Genomic DNA, 17,814 nt, shown 5'->3' with positions numbered 1-17,814 from the left:
GGAGCGGACCCGTCCGCCCGGTCTGTTGTACAATTTGTTCGTGCGCAATATCAGCGCCAAGATCGCTGCCAGCCCGATGGTTGCCATCGTGCTCATCGTCTTTATCGGCTGCACGCTGTGGACCATCTGGTTTTCCTTTACCGATTCCCGTGCATTGCCCAATGGCGCCTTTATCGGCTTCGATCAGTATGAGCGCCTGTTCAACACGCGCCGCTGGCGCATTTCGGCGACCAACCTGCTGACCTACGGCATGTTCTCGCTCGTCTTCACCATGGTGGTGGGCTTTGTGCTCGCCGTGCTCATGGATCAGCGCATCCGCTTCGAAGACGGTTTCCGCACCATTTTTCTTTATCCATTCGCCCTGTCCGGCATCGTGACCGGTCTGGTCTGGCAGTGGATCATGAACCCCACTTTGGGCCTGCAATCGACCATGCGCGGCCTGGGCTGGACCAATTTTACCTTCGACTGGATCACCAATACCGACATGGTGCTTTACGCACTGCTCATCGCCGGCCTCTGGCACGGCACGGGCTTTGTCATGGTGCTCATGCTAGCCGGCCTGCGCAGCGTCGATGGTGAAATCTGGAAAGCCGCCCGCGTTGACGGCATTCCCACCTGGCGCACCTATCTGCAGATCGTGCTGCCCATGATGCGCGGCGTCGTCGTGACCACCCTGGTGATCGTCTGTTCGGGCATTGTCCGCACTTATGACCTGGTGGTGGCGCTCACCAATGGCGGCCCCGGTCTCTCCTCCGAAGTGCCCGCCAAATATGTCATCAACTACATGTTTGCCGCCGGCAATCTCGGCCAGGCGCTCGCCGCATCCACCGTGATGCTGCTGACCGTCTTCGTCCTTCTCATCCCGTGGTTCATCGTCGAATTCGGCCCCAAGAAGAACGCGTAGGAAGGACCCGGCAATGACCATAAATGCAGAAGCCAGCGGACCCCGCCCGCGCTCATTCTTTACCCCCACGCGGATCATCACCTACGGCATCATTATCGTGGCAGCGCTCTACTATCTGCTGCCGCTCTACGTGATGATCACTACCTCGCTCAAGGGCCTGCCTGAAATCCGTTGGGGCAACATCTTCGCCCCGCCCCTCGAAGTCACATTCGAGCCCTGGGTCAAGGCCTGGACCAGCGCCTGTACGGGCCTGACCTGTAACGGTCTGGCGCCCGGGTTCTGGAACTCGGTCAAGATCACGCTGCCCTCCACCGTCGTCTCGGTGTTCGTTGCCGCCGTCAGCGGCTATGCGCTGGTCAATTGGCGGTTCAAGGGCTCCGAATTTTTCTTCACCGTGCTGCTGCTCGGCTCGTTCATTCCCTACCAGGTAATGCTCTATCCTCTGGTGATGATCACCGCGCAGATGAAGATTTTCGGCACGCTCTGGGCCGTCATCCTGATCCACACCATTTTCGGCATGCCGATCCTGACCCTGCTGTTCCGCAATTATTTTGCGTCCCTGCCGCAGGAATTGTTCAAGGCGGCACGTGTCGATGGGGCAGGGTTCTGGCGGATTTTCTTCCAGATCATGGTCCCCATGTCGCTGCCGATCTTTGCGGTGGCCATCATCCTGCAGGTCACTGGCATCTGGAACGACTTCCTGTTCGGCGTCGTCTTCGCCGGCACGCAGAACTATCCGATGACCGTCCAGCTCAACAATATCGTCAACTCCGTCCAGGGCGTACGCGAATACAACGTCAACATGGCCGCCACCATTCTCACGGCCGCCGTTCCGCTGATCGTCTACTTCGTTTCTGGCAAATGGTTCGTGCGCGGCATCGCCGCTGGCGCGGTGAAGGGATAAGCCCATGCAATCCAGCGTTTCCGTCAAAGATCTGTCGCTTAATTTCGGCTCGGTCCAGGTTCTCAAAAGCCTCAATCTCGACGTCAAGCAGGGCGAGTTCATCGTGCTGCTTGGCCCCTCGGGCTGCGGCAAGTCCACTTTGCTGAACTGCATCGCCGGCCTGCTCGATGTGTCCGAGGGGCAGATTTTCATCGGTGGTAAGAACGTCACCTGGTCCGAGCCCAAGGATCGCGGCATCGGCATGGTGTTCCAGTCCTATGCGCTCTATCCGCAGATGACGGTCGAAAAGAACCTCTCCTTCGGCCTGCGCGTTGCCGGTATGAAGCGCGACGAGATCGATCGTCGCGTTGGACGCGCCGCCGAAATCCTGCAGATTGAACCTCTCCTCCAGCGCAAGCCTGCCAACCTTTCCGGCGGTCAGCGCCAGCGCGTGGCCATTGGCCGTGCCCTGGTGCGTGACGTGGATGTGTTCCTCTTCGATGAGCCTCTGTCCAACCTCGATGCCAAGCTGCGTAGCGACCTGCGCGTCGAGATCAAGCGGCTGCACCAGCGGCTCAAGAACACCATGATCTACGTCACCCATGACCAGATCGAGGCTCTGACCCTGGCCGATCGCATCGCCATCATGAAGAATGGCGAAATCCAGCAGCTGTCCGATCCGCACACGATCTATAACAAGCCCGTCAATCTCTACGTGGCCGGCTTTATCGGTTCGCCCTCGATGAACTTCTTCAACGGCACGTTGGCCGGCGGGGCAGAGCCTGCCTTTACCACCGAGGATGGCGTCGTCGTCCCCGTGGGCCGCTATGTCTTCGATACGGTCCCTGCCGGTTCGAGCCAGGCCGTGCTCGGCGTTCGCCCGGAACATATCGAGCTTGGCGACGCGGCCCGGAATATGCCGTTCTCCACCGAGGTCGAGATCGAAATCGTCGAGCCTATGGGGTCCGATACCCTGGCCTGGACCAAGATCGGCAAGCAGGCCGTTACCTTCCGGGCCGACAGCGATGTGCATCTCGAGGTCGGCCAGAAAGTTTTGATCGGCTTCGATCCCGCTCGCGGCTCGCTGTTCGATTCTGCTTCGACCAACCGGCTCTAAGACCAAATCATCGAGTGTCGCGCTACCGGCGCGGCACTTTTTCACCGCCGTCATCGCGGCACATTACTTTTGGGGCGGATTGCCTGCCGTTGCGGCAGGACAGCGCGCCATAAACTGACTACCTCCTTCGCCCGTATTCCGGGCAACAGCCCAAATTATTGAAGAGGCCCCCATGACTGAACTGTCATTCCAGCTTTACAGCGCCCGCAATTACCCCTCGCTCGAGGAATTTCTGGGTAAGCTCGCCGCGCTCGGCTACACCCAGGTTGAAGGCTTTGGTGGCCTTTATGGCAATGTCGCCGATGCCACGACCCTGGCCGGCAATCTCAAGAAGCATGGCCTGACCATTCCGACCGGCCATTTCGGTCCCGCCCAGGTTCAGGATACCGATACCACGGTCAAGACCGCCGAAATCCTTGGCATCAAGCGCATTTATTGCCCCCATATCGGCGCCGAAGGCCGCAGCGAAGACGAGTCCAAATGGCTCGAGCTGGCCGAATTCCTGGCCAAGGCCGCCGAGACGTACACCAAGGAAGGTTACGGCTTCGGCTGGCACAACCACGATTTCGAATTCAAGCCGACCACTTCGGGCCGTACGCCCATGGAAATCATCCTGGAAACTGCTCCCAAGATCGAATGGGAAGCCGACGTGGCCTGGATCGTGCGCGGCAAGGCCGACCCCATCGCCTGGTTCGAAAAATATGGCGACCGCATCAGCGCTGTCCACGTCAAGGACATCGCTCCGGCCGGCGAGAACACCGATGAAGATGGCTGGGCCGATGTCGGCTACGGCACTCTGGGTTGGGACAACCTCATCAACCAGGTGAAGAGCAAGACCAAGGCGCAGTATTTCGTCGCCGAACACGACAAGCCCTCCGATCCCGAGCGTTTCGCAACCCGCTCGATCGCGACCGCCAAGAAGTGGAAGTAAGCTAAAATGGCAAAGACTTACGGCGTCGGCATCATGGGTGCCGGCAATATTTCCTCGGCCTATCTGCGCCTCGCGCCCCTGTTCAAGGGGCTCGAGGTTCGCGCCGTGGCAGACATTCTGCCCGCTGCCGCTCAGAAGCGTGCCGAAGAGTTCGGCGTTGCCGCCCAGACCCCCGACGAGCTGCTGAAAAACAGCGAACTCGACGTCATCGTGAACCTGACCATCCCGGCCACCCATTATTCGGTGTCCATGGATATCGTCTCGTCCGGCAAGCACGCCTATTCCGAAAAGCCTTTCGTGCTGACCCTCGAAGAGGGCATGGCCCTCAAGAAGGCCGCCGATGACCGCAACCTCAAGGTCGGCTCGGCTCCCGATACCTTCCTGGGCGGCGCCCATCAGCAGGCCCGCGATATCATCGACTCGGGCAAGCTCGGTAAGATCATGAGCGGCACCACGCACGTCATGAGCCGCGGTATGGAGCACTGGCACCCCAATCCGGATTTCTTCTTCCAGGTTGGCGCCGGCCCAATCCTCGATATCGGGCCCTATTACGTCACCGATCTCATCCACCTGCTCGGCGCGGTAAAGCGCGTTTCCGCCTTCACCAACATGGCGCGCGCAGAGCGTGAAGTGACCGCCGAAGGCCCCTTCAAGGGCACCTTCGTCAAGGTCGGCACGCCCACCACGATCCATGGCGTGATGGAATTCCATTCCGGCGCCATCATCACCATCGGCGCCAGCTGGGATGTGGCGAGCCACGGCCACCACAATATCGAGCTCTACGGCACCGAGGGCTCGCTCTATGTGCCCGATCCGAACTTCTTCGGCGGCGACCTCGTCACCACCGATATCGCAGGCACCAAGACGCCGGTCACCCCGTGGGATCACCCCTTCGGCAAGGCCAACCAGGATCTCGACAAGCCCAATGCGCGCGCCAATTACCGCACGGCGGGCCTAGCTGACATGATCGCCTCGATCGATGGCGGCTATAATGCCCGCTGCGGCCTCGATGTGGCCCTCCATGCCGTCGATGTCATGACCAGCCTGCTCAAGGCCGGTGAGAGCGGCCAGGTGCTCACGCTATCGACTACTTGCGAGCGTCCGCTGGCCCTCAGCCCCGCTGATGCACAGGCCCTTTTGAAGGCTTGAGGTTCGTACCTCATTGACAGGCCCACGGGCCTGTCGAACAATGACCGGAAAGTGGACCTCGCCCTGCGATAAGCTCGGGGTGAGGTCTACTGTTGAATAGCAAAAGACCACGGCGCCCGAGCGCCTCACGAGGAGAGATTTCATGCGCACCATCAAGGGTCCCGCAGTCTTCCTGGCGCAATTCGCCGGAGATAAGCCGCCATTCAATTCCTTCGACGCCATTTGCGGCTGGGCCGCCAATTACGGCTATAAGGGCGTCCAGATCCCCACCTGGGTCTCCAGCCTGATCGATCTGGAAAAGGCCGCCACCTCCAAGACCTATGCCGACGAGCTGACCGGCACCGCCGCCAAGCATGGCCTCGCCATCACCGAGCTATCAACCCACCTCCAGGGCCAACTCGTTGCCGCGCATCCGGTCTACGACACCATGCTCGATGGCTTCGCCCCGGCATCGGTGCATAACAATCCCAAGGCCCGCCAGGAATGGGCCGTCCAGCAACTGCATTGGGCTGCCAAGGCATCCAAGAATCTGGGCCTCACCGAGCACGCGACCTTCTCGGGCGCGCTGGCCTGGCCCTTCCTCTACCCGTTCCCCCAGCGTCCCGCCGGCCTTGTCGAAGAAGCCTTTGACGAACTGGCCCGCCGCTGGACGCCCATTCTCAATGCCTTCGACGAAAACGGCGTCGATGTCGGCTATGAACTCCATCCCGGCGAAGACCTGTTCGACGGCGTCACCTTCGAGATGTTCCTCGACCGCGTGAAAAATCATCCGCGCGCCAACATCCTCTACGATCCCAGCCATATGGTGCTGCAGCAGCTCGATTATCTCGAATTCATCGATATCTATCACGAGCGCATCAAGCTGTTCCACGTCAAGGACGCCGAGTTCAACCCCACCGGCCGCCAGGGCGTTTACTCGGGCTATCAGAGCTGGATCAACCGGGCAGGGCGCTTCCGCTCGCTGGGCGACGGCCAGGTCGATTTCGCCTCGATCTTCTCCAAGATGGCGCAATACGACTTTGCCGGCTGGGCCGTGCTCGAATGGGAATGCGCCATCAAGCACCCCGAAGATGGCGCGCGTGAAGGCGCCGAGTTCATCAAGAACCACATCATCCACGTCACCGAACACGCCTTCGACGATTTCGCCTCGGCCGGTACGGACGCTGCGGCGAATAGGAAGATTTTGGGGCTCTCGTAGTCGAGCAAGATATCTAGTACGCCGTCATTGCCCGGCTTGTCCGGGCAATCCATGGACCACCTGGACAAGCCGGGTGGTGACGATGGATCGGGCGGCGGTTCAATAGGGAGACAAAAATGGCTGAAAACGGCGCAAAGCGCATTCGCCTGGGCATGGTTGGCGGCGGCACGGGAGCCTTTATCGGCTATGTGCACCGCGTGGCCGCCCGCATCGACGGAGACTACGATCTGGTGGCCGGCGCCCTGTCGTCGCGCCCCGAAGTGGCCAAGGAATCCGGCCGCAATCTCGGCTTTGCCGAAGACCGCATCTATACCAGCTACGAGGACATGGCCCGCGCCGAAGCCGCGCGCCCCGATGGCATCGAGGCTGTAGCCATCGTCACGCCCAATCACATGCATTATGGCCCCGCCAAGGCCTTCCTTGAGGCCGGTATCCACGTCATCTGCGACAAGCCGATCACCTCGACCATTGAAGACGCCCGCAAGCTGGCCGAGATCAAGCCAAAGAACGGCGCCAAATTCCTGCTGACGCATAATTACACCGGCTATCCGCTGATCCGGCAGGCCCGCGAAATGGTCGAATCCGGCCGTCTCGGCAAAATCCGCGTCATCCAGGCCGAATATCCGCAGGATTGGCTGGCCGAAGCCACCGATGACGACAACAAGCAGGCCGCCTGGCGCACCGATCCGGCCCGCTCCGGCGCCGGCGGCGCCATCGGTGATATCGGCACCCACGCCTACAACCTGCTGCGCTTTGTCACCGGCCTCAAGACGGACTCCGTCTCGGCCGATCTGACCAGCTTCGTCCCCGGCCGCAAGCTGGACGACAATGTCCACATCATGCTGCGCTTCGAAGGCGGGGCCAAGGGCATGCTCTGGGCCAGCCAGGTGGCCGTCGGCTGCGAAAATGGCCTCCAGCTCCGCATCTATGGCGAAAAGGGAGGCCTCGAATGGCGCCAGGACAATCCCAATTACATGTGGTTCACCGAATTCGGTAAGCCCAAGCAATTGCTGACCCGTGGCGGCGCCATCTCCGGCAATGCCGCCTCGACCATGAATGTCCGCATCCCCTCCGGCCACCCCGAAGGGTATCTGGAAGCCTTCGCCACGCTCTACAGCCAGTTCGCCGCCGTCATCCGCGGCGAAGGCGCCGCTTACGAAGGCCTGCTGCCCACTCTGGCCGATGGCGTCGAGGGCATGCAGTTCATCATGGCATCGGTGGCCTCGAGCCAGGCCGATGGCAAGTGGACCAAGCTCAGCGCGGTCTGAGTTTTACTGAAGACGCCGGACCTCAAGCCCGGCGTCTTCAAGCAATGCCTGAACACCGCGGTCGCCGACCATATGGCCGGCACCCACCACGATCAGCGCCTCCTTGTTCTCCGCCAACAGGCCTTCGATCGTAACGGCCCATCGCTCGTTGCGCTGATAGATGATGCGATCCAGCATCGAGGTCTGCGGGCCGCTCATTTCAGCCAGGAAATAGGGCGCGAATTTTTCGGGCGTGCCTTCCCGCCAGGCCGAAATCATCTTGCTCAGCATCTTGCTCGTGCTGCCAACCTGTTCCAGCGTCGAAATCAGCATGGCGGTTTGATCCTCGTCCGAGGCATTGGCCAGAAAACCGAGCTGCTCTTCCCCAGTTTCGAAATAGGCCTGCCGCTCCGCTGGTATCTCCCGCTGCAGCAGAATGTCGACGCCGCTATTGGGGTCGAGCCCGGCCTGCTGGGCTATGCTCGCCGTCAGCGTCAATTCCGCCAGCCAGGGCTTGAGCGTATTGAGCAGCGGCATGGGCACGGCATATTGCGCCGAAACCGAGCGCAGCAGATCGGCATCTTCCGGGTCGAGCACCTGGGCCAGGAACTTGCCATCGTCGCGCAGGCCCAATTCGAAACTGCGTGCGCCCAGTGTCGCCTGCGCGGCAGGGCCGACATCGGTTTCGAAGTAGACCACATCGGCCTTTTCCAAAGTCTCGTCGAACAGCTCGGTCCGCCACTCCAGGCTCGGCGGCAGCAGATGGAACGAACCGAACAGCCAGACCGTGCTGTCCTCATCGCTGATGGACCATAGCGCGGGCGCAGCCTGGACAGGTGCGACAGTCAGCGCCAGCAGAAGGGCAGGGAGAGCAAAACAGGATTTGGTCATGCAAATATTCCTTTGTGCGCACACTGCCAGAATATCGCCCGCGCCTGAACCCGCAAAACATCACATCCAGGTGGCGGCGCTACCCCAGATCAGCGATACGCCCGAAACCAGCAGCAGGCTGAGAATCAACCGGCGGAACGCGATCGCGTTAAGCCGGCGGAACAGCAGCACGCCCATAATCGCCGGCAGGGCGAGAGCGGGGCCGATCCAGGCAAACATGGTCAGTGTCTGCGCCGTTATCACGCCCGAAAACCCATAAACCGTGAGTGTCGACACATGCATGGCGATGTTGAACGCCTGCATCACGCCCCGTTGCGTGTCCTTGTCCCAGCCGCGGACGGTCGTCCACAAGGCCGGCACGGCGCCGGACATGCCGCCAATGCCGCCCAGCACCCCGCCGATCAGCCCCGAGGCGCCATCGGCAAGACGCCCGCCATGCGGCCAGGTATATCCCGCGGGCAACAGGAGCAGCAGCGGACAATAGACCAGCAAGAACAGCCCAAGACCGAACTTGAACAAGGTGGGGTCGAGCCATTGCAGCAGCAAAACCCCCACCGGCACCCCGATCAAGCCGCCGATCAGCAGCGGCCAGAGCCGTTTCGGATCGAACCCGCGCCACACCCAGGGCAGGGTTACCAATTGCCCCGCCAGCGCGCCGAACACCGCCATCGGCGCTGCCAGTTGCGGCTCCACGGTCCAGGCCCAGAACGACAAGGCAACAAGCGAGAAGGCAAAGCCGGAAACGCCTTGCGCGAAACCGGCCGCGGCCGCGCCGCACAACACGATCAGCAGACCGGTATCCAGTTCAATGCCTCCAAAAACAAAAGCGCCACAATGGCTTGCGGCGCTTTATCGATTCAGGATGTCACGCCTCGCTAATGCGTCCAGGGCGTCTTGCGATCGGCCCGGAAATTGTCGGGATAGCTCACCCGCTTGGGCGTCGCGTCATGCGCGGGCTGCACCGAATAGGCAATGCCGTTCTTCTGCGCATAGGCTTCGGCCAGTTCCAGCGTATCGAAGCTGAGCTTGATCTGCTGGCGCGTATCGGTGGAGGTCGTATAGCCCATCAGCGGGTCGATCTCGCGCGGCGCGGCCGGTTCATGCACCAGAACCCAGCTCTTGGATTTGCCTTTTCCCGACTGCATGGCGTTGCGGGCAGGGCGGTAGATGCGGGCGGTCATGCAAAGTCCTCAACACGATGCGCATAACAAGGCCAATAGGCGCCTTGCGATAATAACCTCGCCGGAACGGCTGATGTGATGGTCGGAGTACAAAGATTCGAACTTTGGACCCCCGGTTCCCAAAACCGGTGCTCTACCAGGCTGAGCTACACTCCGAGATCACCGCTTTCCGTTAGCCTGTTCGGTTGCAAAGGGCAAGCGTAACCAAGCCGATATCACACCGTTGACGGATTGCTCGCTCTTGGTCAAAAACGCCTCATGCCAAATTTGAACGCACGCTGGCCCCTGGGCCTCAATCGCAAGAACTGGCCGAATTTCGCAACGGCGCTGGTCGCCGTGCTGTTCGTGCTGATGTTTTTCGATGCCTATGTCTCGCAGAGCTTGATGGCTTGGCCCGACGTGTGGCGTGCGCCCTATTATTTCATCACCGATTTCGGCCTCAGCGACTGGGTGCTGATCCCATCGCTGGCGGTTATGATTCTCGCGCTGATTGGCCGTTTCGTGCTGCCGGCGGGCTATTATCGCCGCGCCAGCTATGAATTGGCCATGGTCGCCAGCTTCATTTTCGTCGGCGTCGGCGCTCCGGGGCTTTTGGCCAATGGGCTCAAGCGCCTGTTCGGTCGGGGCCGACCGGCAGAATTTCTCGAACACGGCGCTTTCGCCTTTCGGCGGGTCCTCAATGATTCGACCTTTCAGAGCTTCCCTTCGGGCCATTCCACCACAGCCATGGCAACGGCTCTGGTCATTGGCTTCATCGCACCGAAATTCTTCCGGCTCTTCCTGCTGATTGCGGTGATGACGGGCTTTTCGCGCATCGTCATCGGCATGCATTATCCCACCGACGTCGTCGCCGGATTCGCCCTGGGCACCATTGGCGCCTATGCCGTGCGCAATTTCTTCGCCGCCCGGCGCTGGCTCTTCGCCAAATTGCCGGACGGGACGATCAGGTTCCGGGGCGTGCCCAATCTGCGCCGCGTCTGGCGCCTGCTGTTTCAGCGCTCCCGCGCATAGCGCTCCATTGCCGCCGCGAGGTCCGCTTTGAGGTCCTCGACGCCCTCCAGCCCGATATGCAGCCGGAAGAGATTGCCCTCATCCGTCCACGGCTTGGCCGTGCGGTTCTTGCCCAGCTTCACCGGTAGCAACAGGCTTTCATAGCCGCCCCAGGAATAGCCCATGGTGAAAAGCTCGAGCCCGTCGACAAAAGCAGCCACCGCAGCACGCTGCGCCGGCTTCAGCACCAGCCCGAACAGGCTCCCCGAGCCGGTAAAGTCGCGCTTGAACAGGGCATGGTCCGGATGGCTGGGCAGGGCAGGGTGCAGCACCGAGGCAACCGCCGGCTGCGCCTCCAGCCAGCGCGCAATTTCCAGCGCCCGCTCCTGATGCTCCTTCATGCGGATGGCCAGCGTCTTGAGCCCGCGCGCCACGAGGAAGGCCTCGTCCCCCGAGGTAAAGAATCCCAGCAGCGTCCGCGTGGTCTCCACATCCTTCCAGGCCGCCTCGGTGGTCGAGATCGTGCCACCAAAGGCGTCGGAGTGGCCGATAAACATCTTGGTGGCCGAATGCACTACCAGGTCGGCGCCCAGCGCCAGCGGCTTGTGATAGAGCGGGCTCGCCCAGCTATTGTCGACGATCAGCCTTGCGCCACCCGCCTTGGCGACCCGCGCCAACGCCGGAATATCCTGTAGCTCGAATGTCAGCGAACCCGGGCTTTCCGCCAGGATGGCTTTAGTATTGGGCTGCATCAATTCGGCCAGCCCTTCGCCAAGCCGCGGATCGAAATAGCGCGCGGTCACCCCCATCCGCTCGAGAAATCCATCGGCGAATTTGCGACCCGGTTCATAGGCGCTGTCGCTGATCAGCACATCGTCGCCTGCCTTGACGCAGCTCAATACCGCAATCGTGATCGCCGCCAGTCCCGAGGGCACCAGCTTGGTGCGATAGGCGCCCTCCAGTTCGGTCACCACCGCCTCGACGCTTTCGGTCGTCGGATTGCCCGCGCGGCCGTAGAGAAAGCGCTGTTCCTGCGCCTCCAGATCCGCCAGGGTTTTGAAGAGAACAGTCGAGCCGCGATAGACCGGCGTATTGACGAATCCGAATTGATCCTCGGGCTGTCGTCCATGATGAGTCAGGATTGTCTCGACGGACGGCCGTGCGGCATTGCCGCTTTTCTTCTCATTCATACTAGGCTCGATGCTCAAAATCGCGTCAAATCTGGAAAGCTGTCTAATAAAGCGACAGGATGGCTGTCCCAACCGGCCAACGACCCTTGACGCAACGGTCAATTGACGCTTGCATGCTTAGCAGCATCATAACCGTCATTGAAAGGGCGGTGGTGCCACCGAAGCCACGGCGTTCGCGCCAAAAGAGCTTTCGGGACACAGGTCAGGAAACCAAAGGCAAAATCAATGCAAAAAACGCTCGTAACGATCGCTCTTGCGGCCTCTCTGGGCCTCGGCGCGACGGCTGCGCACGCTGATACGCTCAGCGACGTAAAGGCAAAAGGTTATATTCAATGCGGCGTCACCGGCGGCGTCGCCGGCTTCTCCGCTCCCGATGCCAACAATGTGTGGGCCGGCCTCGAAGTCGACTTCTGCCGTGCAGTGGCTGCCGCCGTCTTCAACAATGCCGATTCCGTCCGCTACACGCCGCTGACGTCCCAGGAACGTTTCGCCGCGCTCTCCGCTGGTGAAATCGACATTCTCTCGCGCACTACCACCTGGACCATGAGCCGAGATACCGATCTGGGCATCAGCTTCGTCGGCACCATGTATTATGACGGCCAGGGCTTCATGGTCCGCAAGGCCGATGGCATCGAATCCGCCCTCGATCTCAGCGGCGCCGCTATCTGCATCGAGTCGGGCACCACGACCGAGCTGAACGCCGCCGACTATTTCGCCGCCAACAATCTCGAATTCAACACCGTCGTCTTCGTGGACCAGGACGAAGTGGTGAAGGCCTATGAAGATGGCCGCTGCGACGTCTACACCACCGACGCCTCGGCCCTGGCTGCCGAACGCTCCAAGTTCGCCGTGCCGGATGATCACGAAATCCTGCCCGAAATCATCTCCAAGGAGCCCCTGGGCCCCGTGGTCCGTCAGGGCGACGATCTGTGGTTCAAGATCAATCGCTGGGCCTATTATGCTCTGCTCGAAGCTGAAGAGCTGGGCGTAACCTCCGCCAATGTCGATGAAATGCTTGGTTCCGACAATCCGGCCGTCAAGCGCCTGCTCGGCGTTGAAGGCGATTTCGGCGCCCCGATTGGGCTGACCAAGGACTGGGCTTACCAGATCATCAAGCTGGTCGGTAACTATGGCGAAGCCTTCGAGCGCAATGTCGGTCCCTCGACCGATATCGGGCTGGAACGCGGCCTGAACGCGCTGTGGACCAATGGCGGTCTGCAATACGCTCCGCCGATCCGCTAGTCGCAACCGCAAGCCCGGCGCTCCTCCAAAGGGAGCGCCGGTTTTGGTTTTGAACCGGCGACCTCGAACATCGAACATCACCAGCCGGGCTGGTGGCGGCGGGATTTGTTGATCCCAGCGATGGCGAAGCCATGTCCGATCGATGCTCCGTTCGCAGCGGCGCCACGGTTCACAGCAAAGGAATGCATGCCCCATGGCCGTGCAAGATAATATCGGTAGCAGCGCCCCGCGCACCTCGCTGCTGAATGACCCGGTGGTCCGTGGTATTCTCTACCAGATCATCGTCGGCGGGCTGGTCGTCGCCTTCTTTTACTGGATCATCGTCAACACCGCCCAGAATCTGGCGGCGCAAAACAAGACGACCGGTTTCGATTTCCTGTTCCGCACCGCGGGCTTCGACATCAGCTTCACGCTTTTCCCCTGGAGCCGGACGTCATTCTACTGGCAGGCATTTCTCGCCGGTCTGCTCAATACGCTGCTGGTCGCGGTCATAGGCATTTTCTTCGCGACGCTGCTCGGCTTTGCCCTGGGTATAGCGCGCCTGTCCTCCAATTGGCTGATCGCCCGCGTCGCCACCGTCTATATCGAGACCATCCGCAATATCCCGCTGCTATTGCAGCTCTTCTTCTGGTACTTCGCCGTGCTCAAGGCCATGCCGGCCGTCCGCGCATCGTTCGAGTTGCCGCTGGAGATTTTCATCAACCAGCGCGGCCTCATGGTGCCCCGGCCCATGCCCGATGCCGAATTCACCTGGGTGCTCGTGGCCATCGTGCTCAGTCTCATCGCGGCCATTGCCGTCGGCATCTGGGCAACCCGCGTGCGCACCGCGACCGGCCGTTACCCGCCCCGCGTGGTCCAGGCCGCAAAAATCGCCGATGCCGTCGTATCCTTTCTGGTTGCGGCCCTGGCCTTTTCCCTCCTGGCCCAATACGTGCCCGCTCTGGCCAATGCTTCCCCGCTCATCTGGGCCGCTGCGGTCATCGTCGCCGCCGCTTCGCTCTCCCGTTTCGCGCCTTACGCCCGAGCGATCGTGGCTTTCGCACTCACCTTCGTCATTCTCGCCACCCTGCTGCGGGCCATGTTCCCCGTCTGGCACACCGCCGCCATCGATATCGGCGCAGCCATTGCCGGCGTTGTCATGGGCTGGATTCTGCTCGAAGGCACGCGCAATCGCCCGCCCAGCGAAGGCCGCTTCCCCATTGCCCTGCTGATCCTGATTGCCGCCGGCATTCCGGCACTGGTCTATATCGTCACCGGCGCGCAGCTGGCCTTTGAAGTGCCGGTGCTCGAACGCTTCAACTTCAAGGGTGGCGTGCAATTGCCGCCCGAACTGGTGGCCCTGGTCTTCGGCCTCACCGTCTATACCGCCGCTTTCATCGCCGAAAATGTCCGCGGCGGCATCCGCTCGGTCAACAAGGGCCAGACCGAAGCGGCCCAGTCCCTGGGCCTCAAGGAAGGCGACCGGCTGCGGCTGGTCATCGTGCCCCAGGCCATGCGCGTCATCGTGCCACCGCTCACTAGCCAATATCTCAACCTCACCAAGAATTCGTCCCTTGGCGCGGCTATCGGCTATCCCGAGCTGGTCAACGTGTTTACCGGCACCACGCTCAATCAGACCGGCAAGGCCATCGAGGTTATCGCCCTCACCATGGCGGTCTACCTCACCTTCTCGCTGCTGACCTCAGCCTTCATGAATTGGTACAATGGCCGCGTGGCCATGGTGGAGCGCTAGAACATGGCCATGGATCACGTCTTCATCCGCCAGGAAATGGTCGAAGCCCGTCAGCCGCCGCGCGGCACCGACGGCCCCATCGCCTGGCTTCGCCGCAGCCTTTTCGCATCGCCTTCCGATGCGCTGCTGACCATTCTGGGCCTGCTCTTCCTGCTCTGGGCCATCCCGCCGATCTATAATTTCCTGATCGGCCATGCGGTCATGCCCGGCGGCACCGTCGAGGAATGCCGCGCCGAAGGGGCAGGGGCCTGCTGGGCCTATATCTATGCCCGCTTCAATTTCTTCATCTATGGCTTCTACCCCATCGATCAGTATTGGCGGCCCAATATCGTCTTCATCATGGGGGCGGCGCTCATCATCCCGCTGCTCATCCCCTCGGCGCCGTTCAAGCGCATCAATGCCTTGCTGTTCTTCGTCGTCTTCCCGGTGGTGACCTTCTACCTGCTCAATGGCGGCGTCTTCGGCATGCGCCATGTGCCCACCGAGCAATGGGGAGGGCTCCTGGTCACCCTGATCATCTCGCTGGTCGGCATCATCTGCTCGATTCCCATCGGCATCCTCCTGGCCCTCGGCCGCCAGTCCAAACTGCCGATCATCAAGACGCTCAGCGTCATGTTCATCGAGCTGTGGCGCGCCGTGCCGCTGATCACCGTGCTGTTCATGGCCTCGATCATGCTACCGCTCTTCATGCCCACGGGCACCACGGTCGATAAGCTCTTGCGGGCCTTGGTCGGCGTCACCCTGTTCTCGTCCGCCTATCTCGCCGAAACCGTGCGCGGGGGCCTGCAAGCCTTGCCACGCGGCCAGTATGAGGCGGGGGCATCCCTTGGCCTGGGCTATTGGAAGCGCACCTATTTCATCATCCTGCCCCAGGCGCTGAAGCATGTGATCCCGGGCATCGTCAACAACTTCATCGCCCTGTTCAAGGACACCTCGCTCGTGTCCATTGTCGGCATTTTCGACCTGCTCAATACCGTGCAATCGGCCAGCTCCGACATCAATTGGTCATCCCCCACCCAGGCGGTGACCGGCTATGTCTTTGCAGCAGCCGTCTTCTGGATTTTCTGTTTCGCCATGTCCCGCTATTCGCTCTGGATGGAGCGGCGGCTGGATACCGGGCACAAGAGGTAAGATCATGAGCCAAGTTTCCGAAACCACCGTCGAGCGCACCATTGACACTTCGCAGATGACCGTGTCATCCACCGATGTGGCCATCGACGTGATCGGCATGCACAAATGGTATGGCGACTTCCACGTGCTGCGCGACATCAATCTGCGCGTCATGCGCGGCGAACGCATCGTCATTGCCGGCCCCTCGGGCTCCGGCAAATCCACGCTCATCCGTTGCATCAACCGCCTCGAAGAGCACCAGGAAGGCCAGATCATCGTCAATGGCACCGAACTGACCGCCGATCTCAAGCGCATCGATGAAGTGCGCCGCGAAGTGGGCATGGTGTTCCAGCATTTCAATCTCTTCCCCCACCTCACCATCCTGCAAAATCTCACACTGGCCCCCATCTGGGTGCGCGGCATTCCCAAGGCCGAGGCCGAGGCGACCGCCATGCACTATCTGGAGCGGGTCAAGATCCCCGAGCAGGCCAACAAGTTCCCCGGCCAGCTTTCGGGCGGTCAGCAGCAGCGTGTGGCCATTGCCCGCTCGCTCTGCATGCAGCCCAAGATCATGCTGTTCGATGAGCCGACTTCCGCGCTCGATCCCGAAATGGTCAAGGAAGTGCTCGAAGTCATGATCAACCTGGCCGAAGACGGCATGACCATGATCTGCGTGACCCACGAAATGGGCTTCGCCCGCCAGGTGGCCAATCGCGTCATCTTCATGGATCAGGGCCAGATCATCGAGCAGAACGATCCGGAGACCTTCTTCTCCAATCCGCAGCACGAGCGCACCAAACTGTTCCTCAGCCAGATTCTGCACTAACGGCGGGACCCCACCGGCCAGCACGGACAGCACCACCAACCACGACGTCATTCCCGCGCAGGCGGGAATGGCGCCATGAATGCCATCATCCCCACGCAAAGCCCTGTCGAAAAGCGGCAGGGCACACCTTTCCGTGGCTTGACCACCGGGGGGCGCCTGCCAATATGGGCGTCGAAAGGCGGCCGGATTTGACCCGTTTTATTGCGCAATTGCTGTCTGCCGCTATGGGCCTTGCCTGCGCCTTGACGCTTGCCGTCGCGCCGGTCATGGCTCAGTCGACTTTGCAAACCGTTCGCGATCGTGGCTTCCTCATTTGCGGCGCTACCAGCCAGCTTCCCGGCTTCGCCCAGCAGGATGCCGAAGGCCGCTGGTCGGGCTTCGATGTCGATCTCTGCCGCGGCATCGCCGCCGCTGTCTTCGGCGATCCCAACCTGATCGAATTCCGTCCCCTGCGTGGGGACAGCCGCTTCGCCCCGCTACAAACCGGCGCCGTCGACGTGCTGACCCGCAACGGCCCCTGGACTGAGCGGCGCGACACCCTCTATGGCGCCAGCTATGTCGGTACCGCCTTTTTCGACGGCCAGGCCTTCATGGTCCCGCAATCGCTGGGCGTGGTCTCGGCCTTCGAGCTGGATGATATCAGCGTCTGCGTCATCGATGGTGGCGAGGATCTGGCCCGCCTGCAGGAATTCTTCTTCGCCAATCAGGCCAGCTATACCGAAGTTCCCTATGAGGATGTGGCCGATCTCTCGCAGGCCTACCAGGCCGGCCTCTGCCAGGCCATTTCCGCTTCCGGCCGCCAATTGCAGGCCATCCGCCGCGGCCTGCCCGATCCGGCCAGCCACCGCATCCTGCCCGAACGCATCTCCAAGGAATTGCTCGGCCCGGTCGTGCGCGAGGGCGACAATCAATGGTTCAACATCGTCCGTTGGACCCTGTTCACCTTGATCGATGCCGAAGAGGTTGGCATCACTGCCCTCAATATAGAATCCCTCTCCGCCGCCCGAACCCCCGCCGTGCGTCGCATCCTGGGTGTCGAGGGTGATTTCGGCGCGCCGCTCGGCCTCAAAAGGACCTTCATGGCCGATGTCATCCGCGCCGTCGGCAATTACGCCGAACTTTATGACCGCCATTTCGGCCCCCAAACCGGCGCCGCCCTCCTGCGCGGGCAGAACTCCCTCTGGACCAATGGCGGCCGCCTCTACGCCCCGCCCATTCGCTAG

General features: G+C 61.3%; 17 protein-coding genes and 1 tRNA gene. 13 read left to right on the top strand and 5 right to left on the bottom strand.

The window, feature by feature from the left end:
* Positions 1–76 precede the first annotated feature (76 nt).
* The 7 genes from QQL79_RS09000 (at position 77) to QQL79_RS08970 (ending at position 7,450) form a co-directional block, all read left to right on the top strand.
* Positions 77–904, top strand: coding sequence for a carbohydrate ABC transporter permease (locus QQL79_RS09000; protein ID WP_284392851.1), 828 nt, complete (start codon positions 77–79; stop codon positions 902–904).
* Between the two features lie 13 nt (positions 905–917).
* Positions 918–1,808 carry a carbohydrate ABC transporter permease gene (locus QQL79_RS08995; protein ID WP_284389987.1) on the top strand — a complete coding sequence of 297 codons (891 nt, stop codon included), beginning with the start codon at positions 918–920 and terminating at the stop codon, positions 1,806–1,808.
* A gap of 4 nt (positions 1,809–1,812) precedes the next feature.
* Entirely contained in the window at positions 1,813–2,904 is a 1,092-nt protein-coding gene (locus QQL79_RS08990; protein ID WP_284389985.1) for an ABC transporter ATP-binding protein, read from the top strand.
* A 172-nt stretch (positions 2,905–3,076) separates the two neighbouring features.
* Positions 3,077–3,835 carry a sugar phosphate isomerase/epimerase family protein gene (locus QQL79_RS08985; protein ID WP_284389983.1) on the top strand — a complete coding sequence of 253 codons (759 nt, stop codon included), beginning with the start codon at positions 3,077–3,079 and terminating at the stop codon, positions 3,833–3,835.
* A gap of 6 nt (positions 3,836–3,841) precedes the next feature.
* The gene (locus QQL79_RS08980; protein ID WP_284389980.1) at positions 3,842–4,984 is read left to right on the top strand and encodes a Gfo/Idh/MocA family protein; all 1,143 of its coding nucleotides are present in this window, start codon (positions 3,842–3,844) and stop codon (positions 4,982–4,984) included.
* A gap of 142 nt (positions 4,985–5,126) precedes the next feature.
* Entirely contained in the window at positions 5,127–6,182 is a 1,056-nt protein-coding gene (locus tag QQL79_RS08975) for a sugar phosphate isomerase/epimerase family protein (RefSeq protein WP_284389978.1), read from the top strand.
* Between the two features lie 116 nt (positions 6,183–6,298).
* Positions 6,299–7,450, top strand: a complete 1,152-nt coding sequence (locus QQL79_RS08970; protein WP_284389976.1) for a Gfo/Idh/MocA family protein — start codon at positions 6,299–6,301, stop codon at positions 7,448–7,450.
* 3 nt (positions 7,451–7,453) lie between these two features.
* Here QQL79_RS08970 and QQL79_RS08965 read toward each other — a convergent pair whose 3' ends face one another.
* From QQL79_RS08965 to QQL79_RS08950, 4 genes are all read right to left on the bottom strand, one after another.
* Positions 7,454–8,320 carry a TraB/GumN family protein gene (locus QQL79_RS08965; protein WP_284389974.1) on the bottom strand — a complete coding sequence of 289 codons (867 nt, stop codon included), beginning with the start codon at positions 8,318–8,320 and terminating at the stop codon, positions 7,454–7,456.
* A 60-nt stretch (positions 8,321–8,380) separates the two neighbouring features.
* Positions 8,381–9,103, bottom strand: coding sequence for a sulfite exporter TauE/SafE family protein (locus tag QQL79_RS08960; RefSeq protein WP_284389973.1), 723 nt, complete (start codon positions 9,101–9,103; stop codon positions 8,381–8,383).
* 92 nt (positions 9,104–9,195) lie between these two features.
* The gene (locus tag QQL79_RS08955) at positions 9,196–9,501 is read right to left on the bottom strand and encodes an ETC complex I subunit (RefSeq protein ID WP_284389971.1); all 306 of its coding nucleotides are present in this window, start codon (positions 9,499–9,501) and stop codon (positions 9,196–9,198) included.
* 79 nt (positions 9,502–9,580) lie between these two features.
* Positions 9,581–9,657 (bottom strand) — tRNA-Pro (locus QQL79_RS08950).
* A gap of 102 nt (positions 9,658–9,759) precedes the next feature.
* Between QQL79_RS08950 and QQL79_RS08945 the strand changes: the two genes are divergently transcribed.
* Entirely contained in the window at positions 9,760–10,512 is a 753-nt protein-coding gene (locus QQL79_RS08945) for a phosphatase PAP2 family protein (RefSeq protein ID WP_284389969.1), read from the top strand.
* On the opposite strand, the gene metC is transcribed toward QQL79_RS08945, so the two are convergent.
* The gene (gene metC / locus QQL79_RS08940; RefSeq protein ID WP_284389967.1) at positions 10,494–11,681 is read right to left on the bottom strand and encodes a cystathionine beta-lyase; all 1,188 of its coding nucleotides are present in this window, start codon (positions 11,679–11,681) and stop codon (positions 10,494–10,496) included. The two genes, QQL79_RS08945 and metC, sit on opposite strands and share 19 nt — an antisense overlap.
* A gap of 225 nt (positions 11,682–11,906) precedes the next feature.
* Here metC and QQL79_RS08935 point away from each other — a divergent pair, with 225 nt between their 5' ends.
* From QQL79_RS08935 to QQL79_RS08915, 5 genes are all read left to right on the top strand, one after another.
* Positions 11,907–12,923 carry an amino acid ABC transporter substrate-binding protein gene (locus QQL79_RS08935; protein ID WP_284389965.1) on the top strand — a complete coding sequence of 339 codons (1,017 nt, stop codon included), beginning with the start codon at positions 11,907–11,909 and terminating at the stop codon, positions 12,921–12,923.
* Positions 12,924–13,116: 193 nt separating this feature from the next.
* Positions 13,117–14,655, top strand: coding sequence for an amino acid ABC transporter permease (locus tag QQL79_RS08930; RefSeq protein WP_284389963.1), 1,539 nt, complete (start codon positions 13,117–13,119; stop codon positions 14,653–14,655).
* 3 nt (positions 14,656–14,658) lie between these two features.
* Complete coding sequence (locus tag QQL79_RS08925) at positions 14,659–15,786, top strand: amino acid ABC transporter permease (protein WP_370461197.1); 1,128 nt, start codon at positions 14,659–14,661, stop codon at positions 15,784–15,786.
* A gap of 4 nt (positions 15,787–15,790) precedes the next feature.
* Positions 15,791–16,591 carry an amino acid ABC transporter ATP-binding protein gene (locus QQL79_RS08920; RefSeq protein ID WP_284389961.1) on the top strand — a complete coding sequence of 267 codons (801 nt, stop codon included), beginning with the start codon at positions 15,791–15,793 and terminating at the stop codon, positions 16,589–16,591.
* Between the two features lie 188 nt (positions 16,592–16,779).
* Positions 16,780–17,814 carry an amino acid ABC transporter substrate-binding protein gene (locus QQL79_RS08915; RefSeq protein WP_284389959.1) on the top strand — a complete coding sequence of 345 codons (1,035 nt, stop codon included), beginning with the start codon at positions 16,780–16,782 and terminating at the stop codon, positions 17,812–17,814.

The organism is Devosia yakushimensis (genome assembly GCF_030159855.1).
Classification (GTDB): Bacteria; Pseudomonadota; Alphaproteobacteria; order Rhizobiales; family Devosiaceae; genus Devosia; species Devosia yakushimensis.
This window is presented reverse-complemented; position numbering and strand designations above follow the sequence as displayed.